24 protein-coding genes are annotated in these 21,709 nt (G+C 36.5%); 16 read left to right on the top strand and 8 right to left on the bottom strand.

What is annotated here, in order from left to right; all coding sequences use genetic code 11:
* Positions 1-88: 88 nt before the first annotated feature.
* From V6R96_RS11585 to V6R96_RS11575, 3 genes are all read right to left on the bottom strand, one after another.
* Positions 89-601, bottom strand: a complete 513-nt coding sequence (locus V6R96_RS11585; protein WP_223560061.1) for a nitroreductase — start codon at positions 599-601, stop codon at positions 89-91.
* Positions 602-783: 182 nt separating this feature from the next.
* Positions 784-1,233, bottom strand: a complete 450-nt coding sequence (locus tag V6R96_RS11580) for a hypothetical protein (protein WP_223560062.1) — start codon at positions 1,231-1,233, stop codon at positions 784-786.
* Positions 1,234-1,339: 106 nt separating this feature from the next.
* Entirely contained in the window at positions 1,340-1,870 is a 531-nt protein-coding gene (locus tag V6R96_RS11575) for an SRPBCC family protein (RefSeq protein ID WP_111956444.1), read from the bottom strand.
* A gap of 246 nt (positions 1,871-2,116) precedes the next feature.
* Here V6R96_RS11575 and V6R96_RS11570 point away from each other — a divergent pair, with 246 nt between their 5' ends.
* The 3 genes from V6R96_RS11570 to V6R96_RS11560 all read left to right on the top strand — a co-directional run bounded on the left by V6R96_RS11570 (position 2,117) and on the right by V6R96_RS11560 (position 5,114).
* Positions 2,117-4,174: a M3 family metallopeptidase gene (locus V6R96_RS11570; RefSeq protein ID WP_336378874.1), complete on the top strand. Its 2,058-nt coding sequence runs from the start codon at positions 2,117-2,119 to the stop codon at positions 4,172-4,174.
* A gap of 205 nt (positions 4,175-4,379) precedes the next feature.
* Positions 4,380-4,682: a YciI family protein gene (locus V6R96_RS11565; RefSeq protein WP_223560064.1), complete on the top strand. Its 303-nt coding sequence runs from the start codon at positions 4,380-4,382 to the stop codon at positions 4,680-4,682.
* Positions 4,683-4,691: 9 nt separating this feature from the next.
* Positions 4,692-5,114, top strand: coding sequence for a DUF1801 domain-containing protein (locus V6R96_RS11560; RefSeq protein ID WP_336378875.1), 423 nt, complete (start codon positions 4,692-4,694; stop codon positions 5,112-5,114).
* A gap of 14 nt (positions 5,115-5,128) precedes the next feature.
* On the opposite strand, the gene V6R96_RS11555 is transcribed toward V6R96_RS11560, so the two are convergent.
* Positions 5,129-5,506, bottom strand: a complete 378-nt coding sequence (locus tag V6R96_RS11555; protein ID WP_111956436.1) for a helix-turn-helix domain-containing protein — start codon at positions 5,504-5,506, stop codon at positions 5,129-5,131.
* 85 nt (positions 5,507-5,591) lie between these two features.
* On the opposite strand from V6R96_RS11555, the gene V6R96_RS11550 reads away from it, so the two are divergent.
* A complete protein-coding gene (locus V6R96_RS11550; protein ID WP_336378876.1) occupies positions 5,592-6,416 on the top strand; it encodes an alpha/beta hydrolase family protein in 825 nt (274 codons plus the stop codon).
* 53 nt (positions 6,417-6,469) lie between these two features.
* Here the strand turns inward: V6R96_RS11550 and V6R96_RS11545 are convergent, their stop codons facing one another.
* Complete coding sequence (locus tag V6R96_RS11545; protein WP_111956432.1) at positions 6,470-6,859, bottom strand: helix-turn-helix domain-containing protein; 390 nt, start codon at positions 6,857-6,859, stop codon at positions 6,470-6,472.
* 100 nt (positions 6,860-6,959) lie between these two features.
* Here V6R96_RS11545 and V6R96_RS11540 point away from each other — a divergent pair, with 100 nt between their 5' ends.
* The 4 genes from V6R96_RS11540 to V6R96_RS11525 all read left to right on the top strand — a co-directional run bounded on the left by V6R96_RS11540 (position 6,960) and on the right by V6R96_RS11525 (position 10,875).
* Positions 6,960-7,637: an NAD(P)H-dependent oxidoreductase gene (locus V6R96_RS11540; RefSeq protein WP_336378877.1), complete on the top strand. Its 678-nt coding sequence runs from the start codon at positions 6,960-6,962 to the stop codon at positions 7,635-7,637.
* Between the two features lie 331 nt (positions 7,638-7,968).
* The gene (locus V6R96_RS11535) at positions 7,969-8,169 is read left to right on the top strand and encodes a YqaE/Pmp3 family membrane protein (protein ID WP_202974502.1); all 201 of its coding nucleotides are present in this window, start codon (positions 7,969-7,971) and stop codon (positions 8,167-8,169) included.
* A gap of 406 nt (positions 8,170-8,575) precedes the next feature.
* Positions 8,576-9,649 carry a serine hydrolase domain-containing protein gene (locus V6R96_RS11530; protein WP_336378878.1) on the top strand — a complete coding sequence of 358 codons (1,074 nt, stop codon included), beginning with the start codon at positions 8,576-8,578 and terminating at the stop codon, positions 9,647-9,649.
* Positions 9,650-9,765: 116 nt separating this feature from the next.
* Positions 9,766-10,875, top strand: a complete 1,110-nt coding sequence (locus V6R96_RS11525) for a TlpA disulfide reductase family protein (RefSeq protein ID WP_336378879.1) — start codon at positions 9,766-9,768, stop codon at positions 10,873-10,875.
* On the opposite strand, the gene V6R96_RS11520 is transcribed toward V6R96_RS11525, so the two are convergent.
* Both V6R96_RS11520 and V6R96_RS11515 read right to left on the bottom strand, forming a co-directional pair.
* Positions 10,876-12,273 carry an MFS transporter gene (locus V6R96_RS11520; protein WP_336389752.1) on the bottom strand — a complete coding sequence of 466 codons (1,398 nt, stop codon included), beginning with the start codon at positions 12,271-12,273 and terminating at the stop codon, positions 10,876-10,878. It lies immediately after the preceding gene.
* Between the two features lie 60 nt (positions 12,274-12,333).
* Positions 12,334-12,897: a TetR/AcrR family transcriptional regulator gene (locus V6R96_RS11515; RefSeq protein WP_336378881.1), complete on the bottom strand. Its 564-nt coding sequence runs from the start codon at positions 12,895-12,897 to the stop codon at positions 12,334-12,336.
* 635 nt (positions 12,898-13,532) lie between these two features.
* Between V6R96_RS11515 and V6R96_RS11510 the strand changes: the two genes are divergently transcribed.
* The 8 genes from V6R96_RS11510 to V6R96_RS11475 all read left to right on the top strand — a co-directional run bounded on the left by V6R96_RS11510 (position 13,533) and on the right by V6R96_RS11475 (position 19,846).
* The gene (locus tag V6R96_RS11510) at positions 13,533-14,171 is read left to right on the top strand and encodes a hypothetical protein (protein ID WP_336378882.1); all 639 of its coding nucleotides are present in this window, start codon (positions 13,533-13,535) and stop codon (positions 14,169-14,171) included.
* 151 nt (positions 14,172-14,322) lie between these two features.
* Positions 14,323-14,943, top strand: coding sequence for a TetR/AcrR family transcriptional regulator (locus V6R96_RS11505; RefSeq protein ID WP_111956414.1), 621 nt, complete (start codon positions 14,323-14,325; stop codon positions 14,941-14,943).
* 3 nt (positions 14,944-14,946) lie between these two features.
* Positions 14,947-15,411, top strand: coding sequence for a GNAT family N-acetyltransferase (locus V6R96_RS11500; protein WP_336378883.1), 465 nt, complete (start codon positions 14,947-14,949; stop codon positions 15,409-15,411).
* Between the two features lie 10 nt (positions 15,412-15,421).
* Positions 15,422-16,243, top strand: coding sequence for an AraC family transcriptional regulator (locus V6R96_RS11495; protein WP_111956410.1), 822 nt, complete (start codon positions 15,422-15,424; stop codon positions 16,241-16,243).
* 75 nt (positions 16,244-16,318) lie between these two features.
* Positions 16,319-16,909 (top strand): NAD(P)H-dependent oxidoreductase, encoded by a 591-nt coding sequence (locus V6R96_RS11490; RefSeq protein WP_336378884.1) that lies wholly within the window; start codon positions 16,319-16,321, stop codon positions 16,907-16,909.
* Positions 16,910-17,577: 668 nt separating this feature from the next.
* A complete protein-coding gene (gene tyrS, locus V6R96_RS11485; RefSeq protein ID WP_336378885.1) occupies positions 17,578-18,777 on the top strand; it encodes a tyrosine--tRNA ligase in 1,200 nt (399 codons plus the stop codon).
* Between the two features lie 54 nt (positions 18,778-18,831).
* Positions 18,832-19,353, top strand: a complete 522-nt coding sequence (locus V6R96_RS11480) for a 3'-5' exoribonuclease domain-containing protein (RefSeq protein ID WP_336378886.1) — start codon at positions 18,832-18,834, stop codon at positions 19,351-19,353.
* Between the two features lie 40 nt (positions 19,354-19,393).
* Entirely contained in the window at positions 19,394-19,846 is a 453-nt protein-coding gene (locus V6R96_RS11475; protein WP_336378887.1) for a GNAT family N-acetyltransferase, read from the top strand.
* Positions 19,847-20,194: 348 nt separating this feature from the next.
* On the opposite strand, the gene V6R96_RS11470 is transcribed toward V6R96_RS11475, so the two are convergent.
* On the bottom strand, positions 20,195-21,709 hold the full coding sequence (locus tag V6R96_RS11470) for a protein kinase domain-containing protein (protein WP_336378888.1): 1,515 nt from the start codon (positions 21,707-21,709) through the stop codon (positions 20,195-20,197).

Below are 21,709 nucleotides of genomic sequence, written 5' to 3'. Positions count from 1 at the left end.
ATTTATCAATCTAGCAATATAACAGTGTTTTTTGGTTCTCTTAAACCAGGAATTCATTGGTAAATTATCCAACTTTTATATAGTTACTTTAATCTACTTTTCCCATATAAAAAAGTCCCAGGCATTTCTGGTTTTCCTCAATGGTTAAAGATTCTTTAAGGTGGTTTACAATAGCGGGAGAACTCCAGTAACAGCCTATATTATTGGCTGTACAGGTAAGGTACATATTCTGAACGGCCATGGAAACAGCAGCAATCTCTTCCCATTCCGGAACCATACCACTGAAATTGACCACAATGGAAACAACAGCATCTGCTTTATTGATTTTAAAGCCAATGTCCTGATATTTCTTCTCCAAAAAAGTCTGTTCGGGTTGTGTTGCTTTGTAAATAGCCTGCATTTCTGAAGCCAATTTTGCTTTTTCCTCTCCTTTAAAAATCTTAAAACGCCAGGGCTTTGTACGCTTATGATTTGGGGCTAAGGTTGCGGAGTGTAGAATTTCATCCAGGATTTCCTGGGATATTTCCGTTTCAGAATAATCTTTTGGAAAGATGCTTCTCCTCTGCTCTATGATTTGTTTTAAAATTTCTGCATGATTCATACTGCAAATTTACAATATGTAATTGAATGCATTCTATTGATTTATGCCTGATTTTTCAACAGTAAATTTTGTTTTCTGTTCATTTTATAATTCGTGAATAGAAATGAAAGGATTTGAGAGTTTGAGGGTATCTGAGTTTACAAATTATCTGGCATCTTGATTCTTGGCTCTTGTATTCTCTATCAAATCACCTCTACAATCTTCTGGTGGATATTATTCAATGTAAAAGCATCACCGGATTTCATTCCCATCATTTTTTTAGCCATAGGGCTTTCCGGGGAAATAGCGTAAAAACGGTCACCTTCATAAAAGAATTCTCCCAATGAAACCGAAATATAGAAACGGGCTTTGTTAGTAATTACCAGGGAACCCAGCTGTATCTTTTCTGTAGAAGTGTTCAGAACTTTTGACATATTTCTTTTAAGATCATTCAAGGCGCCCAGCTGACGTTGCATCTGATAAATTTCTTCCTGCATTTCCTCCCTCATACTGTCATATTTTGGGGTCTTTTTAATATCACGGCTTGCTTCCAGGGTAAACTCGATAAAATTTTTAAGTTTTTCTATTTTTTCAGAAATAACTGTTTTCACATAATTTCTTATATCACTTTTTTCAAATACGATCTTCTCCATGAATCTAATCTTTACATAAAGATAATAATTTTTTAAAATAACCTGAGCCCGGATAATAAAATGTGTGGTCTAAAAAAAGCCTTGCATTTCTACAAGGCTTTTATCTTTATTTTTCAGCAATCTTTTTAAGATTTCCCAACCCCTGGTCAAACATCTTTTTCATATTCATATCCATCATAGGTTTCATGATCTTCATCATGGTAGTCAGTTCATAATCAATTGCCCAGGTTACTTTGGTTCCGTTTCCGTCAGGAGTTAACACAAAAGCAGTTTTAGCATCGCTTTCAAAAGGTTTGATAAAATGAAGTTTTGTAATTAATTTTTCATTGGGTACAATTTCAGTGATGGACTGCTCGCCCTCTCCTACCTGATCATTCCCTTTCCAGTGGTAGGAATCTCCCACTTTGTCGCCGGCTCCGGAATAGGTAATTACGATATCCTTGTCCGCTTTGGAAAAAGGATCCCAGACATTGTATTCTTTTAATGAGCCAACATGCTGCCACACTTTTTCTTTCGGTGCATTGATCACGACTGATTTCTCAAAGTGATAATTTTTATCGAAAACCAGCAGTGCAATAATTGCATATACTACGGCTAAAAGGATGATTACGCCAAGGATTTTTAAGAGTGTTTTCATAGTTTTTGATTATTTTGAGTTATTTTGTTTTAATTTTTTAACTCTGGCAGTTTAATAGCTGTCCAAAGTTTATAATTCCCTGTTTTCAAAATTAGTCATTCCACCCTCGCCGGCTCTTTTCATATGACAAGATTATTAAAGATAAAGTTTTTTTGTCACATCTCGATATCTGGGCATTATTTTTGTGGATTTCAGCTCTGATTCCCAATGAATCATTAAATTTACCTTTCATATAAAAATCGAAAAATGAATATTTTAACAGAGAAATTCAATACACCATATCATGCAGCGCCTTTTAACGGCATTAAAAATGAAGATTTTCTTCCTGCTTTTACGGAACTGATCAAAAAATCTGAAGACGAAATCAATGCTATTGTCAGCAATCCCGAGGCACCTACTTTTGAGAATGTCATTGAAGCATTGGCTTATTCAGGTGAGCAGCTGGATGTGGTCTCAAATATTTTTTTCAATTTAAATTCTGCAGAAACAAGTGACGAAATTCAAAAGATCGCCCAGGAAGTTTCTCCGCTTTTAACCGAATATTCTTCAAAGATCTCTCAAAATGAAGCTCTTTTCAGTAAGATTAAAAAAGTATACGACGAAAAAGAAAAATACCATCTGAATGAAGAACAAAAAATGCTGTTGAACGAAACTTATAAAGGTTTTGTAAGAAGTGGCGCTCTGCTGAATGAGGAGGATAAAGAAAAGCTGCAGAAGATCAATATGGATCTGTCTTTGAAGTCACTTCAGTTCGGGCAGAATGTTTTAGCATCTACCAATTCTTATTTTAAACATATTACCAATAAAGAAGAGCTCGCAGGAATTCCGGAAGCCATCCTTGAGCAATATGCTGATGAAGCAAAAGAAAGGGAACTGGAAGGCTGGGTGGTTACATTACAGTATCCAAGCTATATTCCATTCATGACCTATGCTGAAAACCGTGAGCTGAGAAGGGAAATTGCTCTGGTCAATGGTAAAAAATCTTTTGACGGTGGAGAATTTGACAATCAGGAGCTCATCAAGGAGCTTCTGCAGTTAAAGCAGCAGAAAGCTGAATTATTAGGCTATCAGAATTATGCAGATTATGTTCTCGAAGAAAGAATGGCAAAATCTCCGGCAAAAGTTTTTGATTTTTTAAATGAACTTTTAACGAAAGCAAAGCCTTATGCAGATAAAGAGATTGAAGAGCTGAAATCCCTTGCCAAAGCAGACGGAATAGATGAATTGCAGGGATATGATCATACTTTCTACGCAGAAAAGCTGAGAAAACAGAAATATGATTTTAATGATGAAGAACTGAAGCCGTATTTCCCTTTGAACCAGGTACAGGAAGCTGTTTTCGGCCTGGCAGGAAAACTTTTCGGACTTAGTTTTGAGGAAAGAAATGATATTCCGAAATACCATGAGGATGTGAAAGTATATGAGGTTTTTGAGGCTGGAAGTGTGAAGGTGGAAGATGGAAAAGAGCAGCCTGAAAAGAAGTTCAAAGCATTGCTTTATGTAGACTATTTTCCAAGAAAAGGCAAAAGAGCCGGAGCATGGATGACCAGCTATAAAAATCAGTATAAAAAAGACGGCGAAAACTCCCGGCCGCATATTTCTATTGTCTGCAATTTCAGCAAGCCAACAAAAGATACCCCAAGTCTACTGACATTCCAGGAAGTGACAACCTTATTTCACGAATTCGGGCATGCGCTTCATGGGATGATGGCAGATACACAATATCCAGGTCTTTCCGGAACTTCTGTGAAATGGGATTTTGTAGAACTTCCATCTCAGTTTCTGGAAAATTTCTGCTACGAGCCTGAGTTTTTAAAAACATTTGCCAAACATTATAAAACAGGCGAAGTTCTTCCGGATGAAAAGATCGAAAAGATTGAACAGTCTAAAAATTTCATGGAAGGTTACCAAACCATGAGGCAGCTTGGTTTTGGACTTCTGGATATGAACTATCATACAAAAGTTGAAGAATTAGAAGGTGAAAGCGTGAAGGCTTTTGAGGATAAATATACAAAGGCAACAACACTTTATCCTGTTAATCCTGAAACCGCTATGAGTCCAAGTTTCTCTCATATTTTCCAGGGTGGATATTCTGCCGGCTATTATTCTTACAAATGGGCAGAAGTTCTGGATGCAGATGCATTCCAATATTTTAAAGAGACCGGAATTTTCAATCCTGAAACTGCTGCAAAATATAAAGTTCTTCTTTCTTCCGGCGGAACAAAGGATCCGATGGAGTTGTATAAGAGTTTCAGAGGAAGTGAGCCAAAAGTGGAGAGTTTGTTGAAAAGGGCGTTTGGATAATCAATATATTAATTAATTTATAAAAAGAACAGTGAATAGCTGTTCTTTTTTTGTTTAAACCTGAACCATAGAGTAAAAACAAGTGTTTCAATCTGAATTTTAATTTGCATCTCTATAAAAATGTATAAATTAGCCTGAATATATAGCCTTAAAAATAAAAAAACAGGGCCCGTTAGAATATAATGGATGATAATAAAAAAACAATATGGAAAAACAATTTTATGCAGTTTATTTAAACCCCTCAAGACCTGACTTTGCTACGACCATGACAGACCATGAAAGGGCAATTATGATGGAACATGTTGCTTACTGGACAGAAAAAATGCAGCAAGGAAAAGTATATGCCTTCGGACCTGTTATGGATCCAAAAGAAATTTACGGATTGGGAGTTATAGCGGTAGAAAATGAACAAGAGTTAAAAGATTTCATTGTCAATGACCCGGCAGGAGAAATAAATACATATGAATATTTCCCAATGAAGGCTGTAGTGCCGAAGCATTTTACATAGTGATTTTATATGAACATACAGGAATACATCAAAGAATATATCACCAGTCAGCCTGAGCCAAAACGAAGTGACATGCAAGAGCTGCACCGCATCATTCAGGAAATCATGTCAGAATGTAAACTATGGTTCTTGGATGGTAAAAACGATGAAGGTAAAACTGTTGCCAATCCTAATATTGGATATGGACTTTACACCATACACTATGCTGATGGAAAAATCAAAGAGTTTTATCAAATCGGGCTCAGTGCAAACACAACCGGAATTTCTGTTTATATCCTTAGCATCAAGGATAAGGCTTACTTAGCTGAAACGTATGGAAAAACAATCGGCAAGGCAAGCGTGACCGGGTATTGCATTAAGTTCAAGGCTTTAAAAGATATCAACATTAACGTGCTTGAAGCAGCCATACGGGATGGATTTGAGGCAAAGTAACACCATCACAAAAACTACAACAAAGAACAAACTGAAATTTCTTTACCCTCAGCATACGTCTTTCCCCAATCGCAAAGGCTTTCCAGAATAGGAACTAAGTCCTGACCTTTATTGGTCAAAACATACTTAACCCCAATAGGAACAGTTTCGGGAATTTCTTTCTTGACAATTACTGCGTGTGTTTCCAATTCTTTGAGTTGCCTGCTCAAGACCTGCTCAGAAATATTCGGCAGCTCCTTTTTCAGCAAATGAAAGCGGTTGTTTCCCTGTGAAATGGAATAAACAATTTGCGACTTCCAACGGCCGCCAATCATTGCTATCGCTGAATTTAATTCACAGACTTGAAATAAGAACTGCTCATTTATTGCATTGGTGGAATTTTCTTTACGCATAACTCATCATTTTAACAGCTCACAATTTTGTTCGTTATTGTATACGACAAATTGCTTGCCGAATTTTGCAATAAAAATACAAAATATGAGCAAAGTAATTTTTACGATCATTGGATTATTGACTGCAATTTCATTAAAAGCACAGGAAAAATGGATTATAAAATCTGAATATTTAGCACAACCAGACACCATTCTGGTTTTTAAGCCAAAGGCATATAATAAAACAGAAAAATTTCCTTTGGTGTATCTTTTACACGGTTACAGCGAAAATTACAAACAATGGTCGCAAACTACAGATTTACAGAAAATGGCCGATCAATACGGTTTTATTATTGTTACTCCCGACGGTTTTACCTCTTATTACATCAATAGCCCGATCAACAAAGGTTCGCAGTATGAAGATTTTTTCTTCAAAGAATTAGTTCCGAAAGTACATCATTCATTTAATATTGATGATAAGAATATCTTCATCAGCGGTTTAAGCATGGGTGGTTACGGTGCCTTGCGGTATTTTATTTTACATCCTGATTACTTTAATACAGCGGGTTCCACAAGCGGAGCCCTGGAAATTGATTATCTGAATTTTCAGAAGGTAAGCCAGCAATTCTGGCAGAACAACAGAATGCCAGAGGACCTGACAAAAAAGTTGGGTAATCCGAAAAACACAAATTGGAATCAATTCAGTATATCTACTCTTTTGAAACAGCATCCGGATTTTAAAAGAGCCTTTATTTTTGACTGCGGAACAGAAGACATTTTATATTCAAATTCCATCAGTTTGAAACACCAAACCGAAAGTCTGAAAATCCCGGTAACTTTTATCAGCCAGCCGGGTGACCATAATACGGAGTACTGGAGCAGGTCTATTGAGCATCATTTCGTATATTTCCAGCAGCATTTGATAAGATAGTGAACCAAAAGCGGGTGAAAAATGACTTAAAATCAATAGATTAAAAGTAAAAGTTAATCAGGCTCTTTCTCCTGGACATTTATAAATTCACCATTTTTCACAACAACCTGGTTGCCCCATTCTGTAATTGCCTCTAAAACAGGGATAAAAGTTTTTCCAAGATCTGTTAAACTGTACATTACTTTAATAGGCGGTTTTTTACCAAAAACTTTTCTTGATACTAAACCGTCTTTTTCTAATTGCTTTAACTGTAAGCTCAACGTCATTTCGGTAACTGTTGCCAGCTCTTTACGAAGTTCGCTATATCTTTTAGATTCGTCTTTCAAATGGTAAAGTATAACTGCTTTCCACTTTCCACCTACCAAATCCATGGTAAGGCTTACTGTACAAGGATATATTTTCCCTTTCAATTTCACGTGATCCCCAATGCATTCTGTTTTCATTTTAATGTTATTTAGCCTATCTGTTTAGATAGTTATTGCATATTCAGTGTACTAAAAATAATTTTGTAACTCAATTAATTATAGTACAAATTTAGAAAAAATGAAAATACTTATTATTCTTGCTCATCCTGAAGAGAAAAGTTTCAATGCAGCTATGTTCAACACTGCAATCAGCACTTTAGAAAATGAAGGCCACGAAGTCAAAACGACTAACTTATACCAGGAGAACTATCAGCCTGTAAGCGGAAAAGGAAATTTCACCCGGTTAAAAAATACAGATTATTTCAAACAGCAGGACGAAGAGGTATTTGCCTTACAGCAGTCTACATTCATGCCGGATATTATATCTGAACAGGAAAAAATCGAATGGTGTGAAATGATGATCTGGCAGTTTCCTTTGTATTGGTTTTCGGTCCCTGCCATCTTAAAAGGCTGGATCGACAAGGTTTTTACAATGGGGAAATTCTATGATAGCGGAAAAATTTTTGACAATGGATTTTCGGCAGGGAAAAAAGCAATGCTCTCTGTGACGACCGGCGGTCCAGAAAAAAATTATGTAGATGACAGATATGGGAATATAAATTCAATCTTGTTTCCAATACATCGCGGAATTCTCGAGTTTCTTGGCTTTTCAGTGGTACAGCCGGAAGTGGTTTATTCTATAGAGCGGCTTTCTGAAGAGGAAAGAAACAGGGTATTAGATAACTGGTCAAAAAGGTTAATCAATATTGAGAAGGAAATCTCACAAAGGACTACAGAACAAACCGGATTGAAGTAGTACATTTGTATTTGCTATATGGCTTATAAAATGACAAAAATTACTGTCTGATCTTTTCATTATCCTTCTATTTAGTTTAATCTTGGAACAAGTGCCATTTACAGGCGGAACCCTGAAACAAGGTTATTAAAAAAGGTAGGGAAGAACAAAAATTGATGGGGTTTCCAGTGTGAAAATCAGAAAGTATTAATTCAAAAGAAGATTCTCTGAATTCATTGCTTTTAGTTTTATTTATTCAGATTCATTATTTTATGATTTAGTAACAAATAGGATTGCATTGATACTTATAAATCAGAAAACCCAATAAAAAATATCATCAAAACTTAAAATCATGTTACTAGCAATCCTACTTCCTTTTCTGTCTTTCATGGTCCGGGGTAAAATTCTTACCGGAATCATCTGTTTAATTTTGCAAATCACTGTCATTGGCTGGCTTCCTGCTGCCATCTGGGCTGCCTTATCCTTAAACAGTGCAAGAGCAGACCGACGCAATGAAAAACTCATTCGCACGATCAAACAAAATCAAAGATAAACGGCAGTACACCATTCATTTTTATGAAAAAACTAATTTGTACATCTTTACTCATCTTCTTTTTTAACACCTTTTTTTCTCGGGTTATTGAAACTGGAAAATACTGCACAAAAACAGAAAGATCATGTTTAACGCTGCTTCCGGACAACCGCTTTGAGCAGCTTACCAAGGCCGACATTGATCTTATCGGACTGGGCACTTACTCCATAAAAAAACAAATTCTGCCCCTTAAGTATGATAAAAAACGCGGACATGATTCTGATACAATATTTAAAATCATAAAAATAAAGCTGTAACGCTCTACAGAAAATAAAAATGAACGCATTGGTCATTTTTTTATTAATCACTATAAAGTATAACATAGTAATGAAAATATATTATATCTTTGCATTACAAAATAATAATTATGATTACTAAAAAATTATTTTCAGTACTAGCATTTCTTTTGCTTTTTTGCAATATCAGCGCACAAACCTATGAAAAGAAACTAGACAGTTTAATTGCTACTGAATTCAATGACCCAAATGGACCCGGAGGTGTATTTATGGTTTCTCATAAAGGAAAAACCATTTACCGTAAAGCTTTTGGAAAGGCCAATCTGGAACTGAATGTCAATATGAATCCTGAAAATGTTTTCCAGATTGGTTCCATGACTAAGCAATTTACATCGGTAGCTATTCTTATGCTGGAACAGCAGGGAAAATTAAACGTCAATGATCCTGTTTCAAAATACATCAAGGAATATCCTTCAGGAGACAAAATCACGATCCACCATCTGCTAACCCATACTTCAGGAATCAAGGATTTTACGAAAATGAAAGCTCTGTCTACGATTGCACAGAAAGAAATGAAGCCCGCCATGATGGTAGATTTTTTCAAAAACGAACCGGTAGATTTTGCGCCCGGAGAAAAATTTGAATACAATAATTCGGGATATGTGGTGCTAGGATATATTATTGAACAGGTATCAGGCCAGACTTATGAAGATTTCATTAAAAAAAATATCTTTGAAAAAGCGGGCATGGTTCATTCTTACTATGCCACCGACCGTCAGCTTATTCCAAAAAGAGCATATGGATACCACCAAAAAGAACAGGGATTTGTCAACAGAACAGTCATCAACTTCAGTGTTCCTTTTTCATCCGGCTCTTTAATGTCAACTGTGGATGATATGCTGAAATGGCAAAAGGCTTTGAACCAAAATGTGCTTCTTAATCAAATAGAAACAAAAAAAGCCTTCCAGAAGTATAAATTAAACAACGGAGAAGAGTTCACTTACGGTTACGGATGGCATCTTAAAGACATCAATGGAACTCCGGACAGGGAGCATGGCGGAAGTATTTTTGGGTTTAAAAGTATGGGGGTATACATTCCCAGTGAAGATATGTATGTTATTGGACTCAGTAACTGTGACTGCCACTCGCCAACGGAAATGACCAGAAATATGGCAAAAATTGCATTACAGTCAGTAAAAAAATAATTGTTTTTACAAAAGATTCTGGAAACCAGACTGTATACGAATACGCAGATCTGAAAAAGCAAATAAATTTGTATACCCAATGACGAAATAATATCTTTATGATCCAAACCATTGATATGAAAAGAATTTTACAAATCCTTTTATTTGTAGTAAGTACTTCAGCATTTTCCCAGGAACAGTTTAATATTGAATTAACGGCACCTTTATTTGAAAAAGACTCCCTGTTTTTAGCGCCACCACCCACTTCAAGAAATATCATATCACTGTACAGTCTTACTTTAAATGAGAACAACAAAAATGTAAAATCTATAGGAAATTCAAAAGGAGCACTCATTAAAATCCTGCCTCAGAATAACATCAGCGGAATTGTCCCTTGCCCTTTGCCCATGATGATAATGAGTTCTAAAGAAGATAGGAAGGGGTTCTATTTGTCCGAGCTATTTTTTATTGAAAACGGGAATTTAAAAGTTCAGGTCAGTGATAAGAATTTAACGCTGGTTCTGCCACCTGATGCAACCATCAATAATGATTATAAAAAACTGAAAAAATATCTTCAACAGGTAGACGAAAAACTCAAGCCTTTTGAGAAAAATGATCCTGCAGACCTTGAAACTAAAGAAAAACTCCTTAAAGCATACATCAGAAAAAATCCGGGATCATATCCTGCCTTCTGGGAAATCATTGATGTTTTTTCAAAATATGGCTTCCATAAAAGTTACTTAACTGATCTTCCCTTATTCTCAAAAAAAATAAAAGCTTCATCATGTTTTAAGGATTTTGAAAAAATAATGTATCTTGAAAACTCAACGAATGTAGGGGGAAATTTCCCCGAAATCGATTTCGGTTCTGAAGGCAAGATCACAAAAGAGGTATTCTCAAATTATAAAATTACCATGATCGACTATTGGTCCACGAGCTGCAAACCCTGTATTCAAGAGCTCCCTGAACTTGTTAAACTGTATGAAAAGTACAAAGATAAAGGAGTGAATTTCATCAGCGTAGCAGACGAAAAAACGCAGCAGAGAATTGATCTGGCCACTAAAATATTCCAAGAGAACAATGTCAGCTGGAAAAACTATTTTGACACTACCAAAGAATTCACCAAGAAGCTCAACGCCGGAGGCTATCCGCTTTTCATGGTGGTAGACCAAAACGGAAAGATTCTTTCAAAAGAACTGGGCGGACAGGAAACTCTGGAAACTGTAATAGAACAGCATTTAAAATAATTAGGATTTAAAAATTTTTCGTTTTCCTACGGGAAGTATATGGTCCGGAACTTTTATTATCGAAAATAAGACAATAAAAAGACAGATAATATTGACAGCCAAAGCCACCGAGAAGGCTCCATAATAATGCTGTGCTGAAGGCTTCGCTCCAAGAAAATAATAGAAAATACTTCCCACCACAATAATTCCTACAATCGCAGCAGCCTGCTGAAAAGTATTGTAAACTCCCGAGGCATTGCCGGCAAGTGTTTCCGGTAGTCCTGACAAAGCAATATTAGCCAATGAAGGAATAATAGATCCCACGCCAATTCCATGAAAGAATAGCAAAAGACAAAGCACAACAAAAGGTGTTTCCCTGTCAAATAAAAGGATTTGAAGAATAAGAACGGTCATGATTAAACCTAATCCAGTTATTAAAAATTTTTTACCATATCTTAAAATCAGTTTTGCAGAAAACAGGGAGGCCAAAATAAAACCAAAGCCCTGGAAAACAATGATTTCTCCTGCTGCTAATGATCCTATCTGCAGCCCGTCCTGAAAAAACAGCGACAGAATGTAAAAATAAGAATCCAGCATAATGAAGAAAAAAGAAACTGCCAGTATCCCCAGATTGAAATTTTTATAGTTGAATAAACCAAAATCCATAAGGTAAGGCTTTCCGTGCTTTAACCTCAACTTTTGATTTTTAATAAAATAAATTAAAATGAGTACTGAAAACAGCATCATAATTATACTTTTAAATTGAATTCCCTGATGTTCAGACATGGTAAGAGCATACGTAAAACAGAAAAGCCCTGCAGCCAATATGATTACACCAGCGAAATCAAAAGTATTTTTTTTAGCTGAGGTTTTAGATTCATTTAATAATTTCTGACTGAAAAATATCGCCACGATACATACCGGAATATTGATAAGAAAAATAAGTCTCCAGGATTCCTGCATCAGGGTTATTGATGAGAAATAGCCTCCAAGAAACTGCCCCAGAACTGTTCCCGCGCCGATCGTGATTCCATACCAGCCCATCGCCTTCGTTCTTTCTTCATGTCCGGCAAACAGGATCTGTATCATTGACAGCACCTGCGGAGACATCAACGCTGCACTGACCCCTTGAATGAAACGGGAGATGACAAGAAGCACCGCACCAGACGAAATTCCACACACAACAGAGCTCAGCATAAAAAATAGCAAACCCATCATAAAGATCTTTTTCCTTCCATATAAATCCCCAAGCCTTCCTCCTGTGATCAGAAATGAAGCAAAACCGATAAGATAAGATGCAATCATCATCTGCATTTCGCCATTGGAAGCATGAAGGTCACGCTGGATAGACGGAATGGATACATTGATAATGAAAATATCCATGATAGTAAGCAACTGACCGGATAGTATTACCATCATTTTCAAATATGTAGAATTCATTTTTATATAGATATATCTATTTTTAAATATTAAAAAAAATTAAGACAACTGAGCCTTAACCATTTTTTGGATCTGATCAAAAGAATCTGCGCTTTTATTGATTGTAGAAGTTACCACAGCGCCTTCTATTAAAAGGAAAATATGTTCTGTAATCATTTCAGTGTCGATACTCTTTTTGCCTTCTGCATATTCATAAACTAAATTTCTTATCATCCCTTTCTGTTTTTCCTTGTGGTTTTGTACAAAATCAGAAACTGCTGGATTGCTCTCTCCCACTTCAGCAATAATTTTAATGAAATGACAGCCTGCAAATGTAGAAGACTCCTGAAGCTTTTTGCGGTAAGCAATCAAGGAAAATATCTTTTCTCCCGGATCGGAAATTTTTGCCGAATGCTCTTCAAACCCTTGGAACCACTCAGTCTCTTCCTTGATCAGATAAGCCTGGAGAAGATCATTTTTGGATGAGAAATGATTGTACAGGGATCCTATGGCTATATCTGCCTCAGCAATAATCTGGTTGATACCTGTTGAGTTGAATCCCTGTCTGTAAAACAGATCCGAGGCTACTCTAATGATTCTTTCCTGTACTTTTTCTTTTTTCATCCTGAAAATTTTTACAAATGTAGATAAAAAATAGATAAATCTATCTATTTTAAGAAAAGATAAGAATAGTTTATTTTTAGGGAGTCAAAAAACAAACTAAAAGTATGTTGAAAACCCTACTTCTCAATTCATCCTTACTACTGATATCCGTATCTTGAGTCATTCCAAAAAAGAGATTATGCATCCGTCCAATCCTGTTGTCTACTTTGAAATTCCAGTTACCGACATGTAGTGTGCTGAATAGTTTTATACTGCACTTTTAATTTCAGCCTTGAAAAAGACAATATTGACGGTTACAATGTCCCTGTTTCCATCCGAAGAAAAGAGCAGTGGTATTACGGAGCTCTGGCGAAAGGTGATGTGTACAAACCGACAAAAGATGAAATTATTATTTATTTTAAACGCAGAATATCGATCGGCACCTGATCAGAGTACTTCAGAATGGTGGCAAAATACTCTGTCTTAAAAAAATCAATGAAAAATATGGATTGGCTGTTGCTGAATTTGAAGATTCTGAGGGAAACAGAATTGCGCTTCACGAAACTATACAAAGTGATTAATAATTTTCTGCATAATATTTTTAATTTTAATCGCTACATATTTTGTATCTTTAGTTACCACTTTACAAAAAGATCATGTGGTACAAAGCAATGGCAGAAGAACTTTATTTCATCAAAACGAATCCGAATATTGCTAAAATCAATTTGTACAATAAACTTTGCCGTGAAGAAGAAAATATCATGAAATTTCTTCAGGCTGATCCCAAAGTAAGTCTTGAAATTATCAAAAATAAAGTAAAAGACTCGGTAGAAAATCTCTCGAAAGAGGAGCTTTCAAGCATTTTTACGTGGTTCAGCAGCATTTATCCGGCTGACCGTGAAGAGGCCAAAACCCAGCTTTTCATCCATGGACTTGATCTTTTTTATGAAATTCCGAAAGAACAGAATGTAAAAACTTTCCAGGAGATGCTTTCAGCATACGAAAATTACTCTAAACAGAAACTGGATTTTATGGTAGACGCTCAACATTTCAATCAGTTCCTTCTTTACGGATTGTTTTTCGCAGACATCTCCTTAAAAGAAAAAGGAAACTCTATCACTCTTTCTCATTATTTGAAAACAGATTATCCGTCTTTATACGCCCTTGCGGAAGATCATTTCCGGACTAAAGGTTCTGATGAGAATAATGATCTTGCTTTGCAGAACTACTTTGGGGAACTGTATGATCTGACTAAATTTTATAAAGGATCAATTATTCAGCTTCACACTTTATAGCGCCGTTTTTGTTATTTAGAGTACATGCATTGAGCCTAAATGCATAAAAATTTGATTTCCTTCCAGACTACAGATTTTACAACTGTCAAATATAAATTAGATCGTTTGTTCTAATTTTGAAATATGATTTAAACTCTCTTATATTTGGACCATGAAAACCAAGGATAAAATATTGTCAAAAGCGATGGAGCTGTTCAATGAAAAAGGCTATAATAATATCACAACAAGGCATATTGCAGCAGGTCTGAACATCAGTGCGGGAAATCTGCATTACCATTTTAAACATTCAGAGGATATTATCAAAATCCTTTTTTCCGAACTGGTCATTAAAATGGACATTTTATTCAATGATTTACAGACTATAGAAAATAAAACACTGGAGGATCTGTATCATTTTACTTTTTCAATGTATGAAATCTTTTATTCTTTCCGGTTTATTTTCATGAATTTCTTTGATATTTTAAATCATATTCCAGCCATACAGTCCCAGTATGAATCCATTAACATTACCAGAAAGAACGAATTTCAGATGATTTTCAAGGGTTTTCAGAAGAATAATATTTTTAGAGATGATATTCCTGACTTTATTCTGAAAAGCCTCACCACCCAAATATTTATTATAGCAGATAACTGGATCATTCATAACAGCCTTGCTTTTAAGCTCAACAAAGATGAAGCAGTAAAACATTATGCATTGATACAGATGAACCTGTTTTATCCGTTGCTTGCTGAGGAACAGCAGAAGCTTTATGAAGAAAAATATATCAGTTAGATCATGATCATCAGAAAAGGAAATATCAACGACCTGACGGAGATGCTTAAGATTTTTACGGATACCATTACTGCTATCTGTAAACACGATTACAATAGCGATCAGATTAATGCATGGAAATCCGGTGCGGAAAATGAGGAAAGGTGGCTCCAGGTTATAGACCATCAATTTGTTATTGTAGCTAAAGTTAATGGTCAAATGGCTGGGTTTTGCACCCTCGATCAAGGAAATTATATCGATCTTCTTTTTGTTCACAAAGATTTTCAGCAACAGGGAGTTGCTCGGAAAATGTATACTTTTATAGAACAGGAAGCCACACTTCGGAAGGAAAAATTACTCTCTTCTGATGTAAGTAAAACAGCAAGATCTTTCTTTGAGAAAATGGGTTTCAAAGTGATCAGCGAACAGACTGTTGACATAAAAGGAATTGGTCTTACCAACTATAAAATGAAAAAAGAACTGAATTAAAAACTGTACAATGCAGAATTTAAACCCGGAATATCATCAGTTAAAAATATCAGTTCCAAAAGAATTCGAAAACGTATTCACGCATTTTTATTACGCGAAAAACAATTCTTCACATCCTGTTACAAAAACTCTGCTCCCCTCCTACCAAACGATTATGCTGTTCTGCTTTGGAGAAAATGCTTTTATGACAACCCGGGAGCAAACCACTGTTGAAGTTAATCAGTGTATTGTTTTAGGGCCAGTACGCCAACCCATTGAATATACATTGCCGGCAGGAACTTCAATTCTTGTTGCCAATTTTAAGGATGATGCATTTTACCGGTTTTTTGGACAAGCTGTGATTTCTAGCCAGGGAATACATCCTGGTAAGCTTTTGCAGGACAATTGTTTTACGGAACTCTGGCATCAGATCTCGGTTTTACCTTCTCCGGAAGAAAAAGTTAATTATATACTGAGCTTTTGCAGACCTTACCTGCAGGATCAGGATAAAATAATCATGCTATTAAGCCATTTCGAAAACAACGGCCTGAATCCCATTAAAACCATTGCAGAACAGACCCGCCAAAGCGAAAGAAATATTCAGCTTAAACAGAAAAAGCAGTTAGGATATTCTTCCAAAGAATTAGCACGCTACACTCGTTTTCTGAAAGCTATCACGACCATTGAAAAAGAACTGGGAAACGACAAAAAAATTGAATGGTTCAGTATCATTGATGAATGCGGCTATTTCGATCAGAGTCAGCTTATCCACGATTTTAAACATTTTATAAATATTTCTCCATCCCAATATTTAAAATTTCAGAAAGACATCTGCCGCTCCGGTTCAGAATAATTCTATTTCGTTTTCTTACAATTTTTGCTGTTTTTGTTGCTCTACATTTGTCTCATAATTTAAATACTAAAAACAATGAGACATTTAATCATTTATGCCCATCCCAATGAAAAAAGCCTGAACAACCATCTGCTTCAAACTGTTATTGAAAATCTGGAGAGAGGCAATCACGAGATCGAAATAAGAGATCTGAACACAATAGGATTTAATCCAGTCTTTTCACTGGAAGATATGCAGGGCCAGATGGCAGGAAAAGTTTCGGATGATGTAAAAACAGAGCAGGATTATATTTCATGGGCAGAACAGATTACCTTTATCTATCCGATCTGGTGGACCGGAATGCCGGCTATTATGAAAGGCTATATTGATCGTGTTTTCAGTTACGGTTTCGCCTACCGATATGATCAGGGCATACAAAAGGGCCTGTTGAAAGGGAAAAAAGCAGTCATTATCAATACCCACGGAAAATCTCACGAAGAATATGAACGTATGGGGATGGACAAAGCGCTTACCCTCACTTCGGATAATGGAATTTTCCTGTACAGCGGTTTTGAAATTATTCAACACTTCTTTTTTGATAAAGCCGATAAAGCATCTCCTGAGGAAGTGGATATTTGGAAAGAACAGATCATGAACACATATTCGCAGCCGGTTTTTAACCTTTAAAATTTCTACGGATTACCTTTCTCGCTCACCGGCCTCGGAAGCTAGAGCTTAGCTAGAGCTTTAAAAAAATTAAAATTTGATCCGTTAAAAAATTCCCACTGTCTGAGTGCGGGTAGCATATCCAACTGAAACGGTTACAGCAAATCCGGACGAGTTTTGGGGATTTTAGGATCAAATTTTAATTTTTAGCGAAAGATTACAGCCTTGAATTTTTGGTGCATTTTGTTTCAAGACAAAAGAACTCATGAAATAATAAATCATAAAATACGCATTATTTATAATGATTCTTTATTTTGCTTATGAGAGATTTATGGCATGGAATTAGCTCCACGACCGATAAGTAAAATTGTTTTGAAACCTTTATTTTAGACCATTAAGATTGATAAACTGTTAAGAACAGTAAGTTTTTTAAATCTTAACTGATATGGAACTTTACAGCAGATCTTAATGGTTTAAATATTGGAATACTAATAAAAAGCTTTTACATTTGTATTATCGATGAAACATTTAAACAGCATATTGCGTCTCCCTTTTTTCAGTGAATATTACGCCCCGACGAACCGTTCGGGAAGACTTTCTATATCTGTAATTTAACAAGCAATAATTTAATTTATATAATAGAGCCCGGACAGTATTGTCCGGGCTTTTTTTCATTTAAAATCAAGAAAATGATCAGCACACTAAAAGAAAACACAGCCATTATTCTTCCGGAAAACGGTCTGGAAGAGAAACTGAAACAGGCTGAACAGGAAAACAGGAAATTAATTATCAAGCTGGGATTTGATCCTACCGCTCCGGACCTGCATCTGGGCCATGCTGTTGTGCTCAAAAAACTGAAACAGTTTCAGGAACTGGGACATCAGATCGTGATCGTGGTTGGAAGTTTTACAGCCAGAATTGGTGATCCGACCGGAAAAAATAAGGCAAGGAAACCGCTAAGTGTTGAAAATGTCAGCCATAATGCACAGACGTATATCAATCAGCTTTCGAAAATCATTGATGTGGAAAAAACCAAAATCGTTTTTAATTCTGACTGGCTGGATGCACTCAACTTTTCAGAAGTGATTCAGTTGATGTCAAAGGTAACAGTAGCCCAGTTGATGCACCGGAATGATTTCAATAAAAGGTTCACGGAAAATACTCCAATTGCCATGCATGAGCTTGTGTACCCTATCCTCCAGGGCTTCGATTCTATACAGATTGAAAGTGATATTGAAATGGGCGGAACGGATCAGCTTTTTAACTGCACCATGGGAAGACAGCTTCAGGAAGCCTACCAGATACCGGCACAGGTTGTAATGTGTATGCCTCTTCTAAAGGGTCTTGACGGTAAAGAAAAAATGAGTAAGTCGCTGAACAATATTATTGGCCTGACTGATGAGCCTAATGAAATGTTTGGAAAAACCATGTCGATCCCGGACAGTCTTATTGATGAGTTTATTGATCTCGCTTCTGATTTTTCTGCTGAAGAAAAAATTGATTTGAAATTAAAATTAGAGAATGGTGAAAACCCGATGAATATTAAGAAGCTGATTGCTAAGAATATCATTACCCAATACCATGACCGTGCAGCAGCAGAGCTTGCAGAAGAATTTTTCAGCAGCCAGTTTCAAAGCAAAAATTTTGAAGAAAAAGTCTATGAACCTGTTTCTCTAGCTTCACTTCGTCATAGAAAAAAGCTGATAACACTGGTAGAACTCTGCAGTCAGTTAAAAAGTGACCTCAGCAAATCGGCGGTCCGAAGAATGATCCAAAGCGGAGGCATTCAGGTTAATCATATCAAAATAACGGATCCTGATGAAGAGATTGAATTACTTTCACAGACAAAAGTAAAAATCGGAAGAAGAGATTTTTTTGAACTCGTTTGAATCTTCAGAATCGTGAGGTAATTTTCAATATATTCGTTTCATTAAATAAAAGTGATGAGCTATATTATGGTCGATATTGAATCGGATGGCCCGATTCCCGGAGATTTTTCAATGATCTGTTTCGGAGCAGTCCTTGTGAATGAGGAACTGGATACTACGTTCTACGGAAAACTGAAACCTGTTTCGGAAAAATTCAATCCGGATGCTTTGGCTGTTTCGGGCTTCAGCAGGGAAGAAACGATGCAGTTTGATGATCCAAAAAAAGTGATGCTGGAATTTGAAGAATGGATTGAGAAGAACTCCAAAGGAAGACCTATTTTCATCAGTGATAATAACGGTTTCGACTGGATGTTTATCTGCTGGTACTTTCATCATTTTACCGGGAAAAATCCTTTCGGTTATTCATCAAGAAGGCTTTCTGATCTGTATTGCGGACTGGAAAAAGATACTTTCGCGCAATGGAAACATCTCCGTAAAACAGAACACACGCATCATCCTGTAGACGATGCAAAAGGAAATGCCGAAGTTTTGCTGTATATGAAAAAGGAAATGGGGTTAAAGATCGCGCTAAAATAAGATCACCTTATTGCTTCAAACCGGATCTCAAAAACAACTTATGAACATGACTATCACCTATAGAAAAGCCTCAGAAAACGACATTGATTATCTTCTTGATTTAAGAACAAAAACCATGAATCCGCACTATGCCGATTCCAACCTCCCAACGGATAAAGAAACAACACTTCAGAGAATTCTGTATCAATTTGAGAAAGCCCATATCATCCTTTTAAACAATGAACCTGCCGGATTACTAAAGATCAGCAAAGCTGAGGATAAAACAGAAGTTCTGCAGCTTCAGATAGACCCTAGCCAACAAGGGAAAGGACTAGGAAAAACGATTTTAACAGATATTCTGAAGGAAGCTTCCGCAGAAGAAAAAATAGTCTCATTAAGTGTATTAAAAACCAATAAGGCCCAAAACTTATATAAAAGTTTAGGCTTTAAAGTTGTGGATGAGGATGAATATTCTTTTTTTATGGAATTTCAAGGTGGCTTTAGATTAGTTTAACCACAATAGCCTCAGAAGTTTTTAAACACTTAAGTTATTTTTAAGCTAAATACTTGGTGGATAAGAAGTACACAGAAGTTTTAAGAAAAAATCGAAGATTTTTATTCAGACAATATCCATAAACATCCGTGAAAATCTGTGCAATCCGTGATTAAAAAATATCAACCACAAAAGTCACAAAAGATTTTAAACACTTAAGTCATTTTTCTAAGTTGAATACCTTGTGAATAAGAAGCACACAGAAGTTTTAAGAAAAAATCGAAGATTTTTATTCAGAACAATATCCATAAACATCCGTGAAAATCTGTGTAATCCGTGGTTAAAAAAAGATTATTATCTCTAAAAAAATTATGATTGATTCGCCAAAGTAACAAAGATGAGCCTCCCTCCTTCTTCGGCAGACAAAAGTATTTTCTTTCCATCAGTAAGCTCTACCATAGATCCCGGGGGAATCTCTTTCTGTTCCGTAACATCCTTCATCAAAGTAAGACTCTGATTCACCAGCACCCATCTTCCTTCATGAAAAGTGAAATATCCGACCGGCATTTTATCCTGCATCGTAAGATTTTCATTTCTGATGACCTTTCTTGACACATGCCATTTGAATAAATACTGGTTGTTATAAACCATCAATCGGTGGTTTTCAGGTTTCCAGACCTCATCATCAAATTTAAAATACAGATCCAGTACAGGAAGCGTTCCCCGGTGTGGTGTTCCGCAGAAAGGACATTTCGGGTTACTGGTATTATCGAAGACGTACCATTTTTCGGTACATTCCGGGTTATGGCAAGGCTGAATCAGATCGGCGGTTTTTAACAGGGCAGTTTCCCATTCATTGGCGGTGGGACGTCTGATCGGATCGTGAAGCCCGTCTATAAATGCTTTTTTAAACAGTTCGGAAAGATAAGGACCCGCAGCCGTAAAAGGAATTTTCTGAGGATCGCCCCAAAATGCGTCCCATTTTCTGAGGTGGTCAGCTTTTACCTGATTGGACGGATCCTGGAAATGTTCTATGAATAAAGCTTTTTCACCCATAGAAATGATCTCATCTTTTTCGGAATCCAGATCCCAGATTTTCCCTCCTCTCAAAGGATGTCTTCTGAACAGGTACATATAAATCAGCACTGCCAAAGCATGAAGATCCGTTTTCTGATTAGGCAGATGTCTTCCGGGATCCTGCATGCTCAGATGTTTGGTCTTTAAAACTTCAGGAGCAATAAAATCTGCCGTTCCGATGACTTCCGGCGGGAAGAGCTTTGGAACAACCAATCCGTCTATATCAATAATACAGGCAGATTTCGTCACTGGATCTATCAGAATATTGTTGTAGGAAAGATCGGAATGCGCCAGTCCCATCTGGTGAAGCTTTTTCACGCCTCTGCTGATATTGATGGTGATCTGAAAATAGCTCAGCCAATCTCCGAGTTCCGAATGATCCAGCCGCAGCGGATATTGCTGGTTTCTGAACATGGGAGCAGTGAACCATTTCCCAACCTTATCCTGACCCTTGATATTATCCGATCCGATGTATCCCTTCGCAAAGAAGAATTTTTTATGGTAAACAGGAACCACAATTCCTGTCAGCTTATTTTTTTCTACAATATCATACGGCCATCTGAATATTTCGTTCAGAAAATAATCCGATGAATTTCCGTTCTGTATATTTCCGAGATAAGTGGAAACAATCCTCATGATACGCTCTTTCTGTCCGGCATCCAGAGGAGTGCGGTAAAATGCCACCACATATTCCCTGTCCGGCGAAAAATAGACATCTTTCACTCCGCCCCGAATCGGACTTTCATCTACGTATTCATAAGATTTTGCTGTATCCAGGATAGAAGCAACTTTAACGGTTTTTTTCAT

Source organism: Chryseobacterium sp. CCNWLW53 (assembly GCF_037083525.1).
GTDB classification, from domain to species: Bacteria; Bacteroidota; Bacteroidia; order Flavobacteriales; family Weeksellaceae; genus Chryseobacterium; species Chryseobacterium lathyri.
This window is presented reverse-complemented; position numbering and strand designations above follow the sequence as displayed.

Excerpts from the sequence above, each read along its gene's own strand:
- V6R96_RS11560 (WP_336378875.1), top strand. The coding sequence starts at position 4,692 with ATGAACATACAGGAATACATCAAAGAATATATCACCAGTCAGCCTGAG.
- V6R96_RS11585 (WP_223560061.1), bottom strand. The coding sequence starts at position 601 with ATGAATCATGCAGAAATTTTAAAACAAATCATAGAGCAGAGGAGAAGC.
- V6R96_RS11575 (WP_111956444.1), bottom strand. The coding sequence starts at position 1,870 with ATGAAAACACTCTTAAAAATCCTTGGCGTAATCATCCTTTTAGCCGTA.
- V6R96_RS11555 (WP_111956436.1), bottom strand. The coding sequence starts at position 5,506 with ATGCGTAAAGAAAATTCCACCAATGCAATAAATGAGCAGTTCTTATTT.
- V6R96_RS11480 (WP_336378886.1), top strand. The coding sequence starts at position 18,832 with ATGAGCTATATTATGGTCGATATTGAATCGGATGGCCCGATTCCCGGA.
- V6R96_RS11515 (WP_336378881.1), bottom strand. The coding sequence starts at position 12,897 with ATGAAAAAAGAAAAAGTACAGGAAAGAATCATTAGAGTAGCCTCGGAT.
- V6R96_RS11510 (WP_336378882.1), top strand. The coding sequence starts at position 13,533 with ATGTGGTACAAAGCAATGGCAGAAGAACTTTATTTCATCAAAACGAAT.
- V6R96_RS11580 (WP_223560062.1), bottom strand. The coding sequence starts at position 1,233 with ATGGAGAAGATCGTATTTGAAAAAAGTGATATAAGAAATTATGTGAAA.
- V6R96_RS11490 (WP_336378884.1), top strand. The coding sequence starts at position 16,319 with ATGAGACATTTAATCATTTATGCCCATCCCAATGAAAAAAGCCTGAAC.
- tyrS (WP_336378885.1), top strand. The coding sequence starts at position 17,578 with ATGATCAGCACACTAAAAGAAAACACAGCCATTATTCTTCCGGAAAAC.
- V6R96_RS11520 (WP_336389752.1), bottom strand. The coding sequence starts at position 12,273 with ATGATGGTAATACTATCCGGTCAGTTGCTTACTATCATGGATATTTTC.
- V6R96_RS11525 (WP_336378879.1), top strand. The coding sequence starts at position 9,766 with ATGAAAAGAATTTTACAAATCCTTTTATTTGTAGTAAGTACTTCAGCA.
- V6R96_RS11495 (WP_111956410.1), top strand. The coding sequence starts at position 15,422 with ATGCAGAATTTAAACCCGGAATATCATCAGTTAAAAATATCAGTTCCA.
- V6R96_RS11570 (WP_336378874.1), top strand. The coding sequence starts at position 2,117 with ATGAATATTTTAACAGAGAAATTCAATACACCATATCATGCAGCGCCT.
- V6R96_RS11545 (WP_111956432.1), bottom strand. The coding sequence starts at position 6,859 with ATGAAAACAGAATGCATTGGGGATCACGTGAAATTGAAAGGGAAAATA.
- V6R96_RS11475 (WP_336378887.1), top strand. The coding sequence starts at position 19,394 with ATGAACATGACTATCACCTATAGAAAAGCCTCAGAAAACGACATTGAT.
- V6R96_RS11470 (WP_336378888.1), bottom strand. The coding sequence starts at position 21,709 with ATGAAAAAAACCGTTAAAGTTGCTTCTATCCTGGATACAGCAAAATCT.
- V6R96_RS11540 (WP_336378877.1), top strand. The coding sequence starts at position 6,960 with ATGAAAATACTTATTATTCTTGCTCATCCTGAAGAGAAAAGTTTCAAT.
- V6R96_RS11565 (WP_223560064.1), top strand. The coding sequence starts at position 4,380 with ATGGAAAAACAATTTTATGCAGTTTATTTAAACCCCTCAAGACCTGAC.
- V6R96_RS11505 (WP_111956414.1), top strand. The coding sequence starts at position 14,323 with ATGAAAACCAAGGATAAAATATTGTCAAAAGCGATGGAGCTGTTCAAT.
- V6R96_RS11535 (WP_202974502.1), top strand. The coding sequence starts at position 7,969 with ATGTTACTAGCAATCCTACTTCCTTTTCTGTCTTTCATGGTCCGGGGT.
- V6R96_RS11530 (WP_336378878.1), top strand. The coding sequence starts at position 8,576 with ATGATTACTAAAAAATTATTTTCAGTACTAGCATTTCTTTTGCTTTTT.
- V6R96_RS11500 (WP_336378883.1), top strand. The coding sequence starts at position 14,947 with ATGATCATCAGAAAAGGAAATATCAACGACCTGACGGAGATGCTTAAG.
- V6R96_RS11550 (WP_336378876.1), top strand. The coding sequence starts at position 5,592 with ATGAGCAAAGTAATTTTTACGATCATTGGATTATTGACTGCAATTTCA.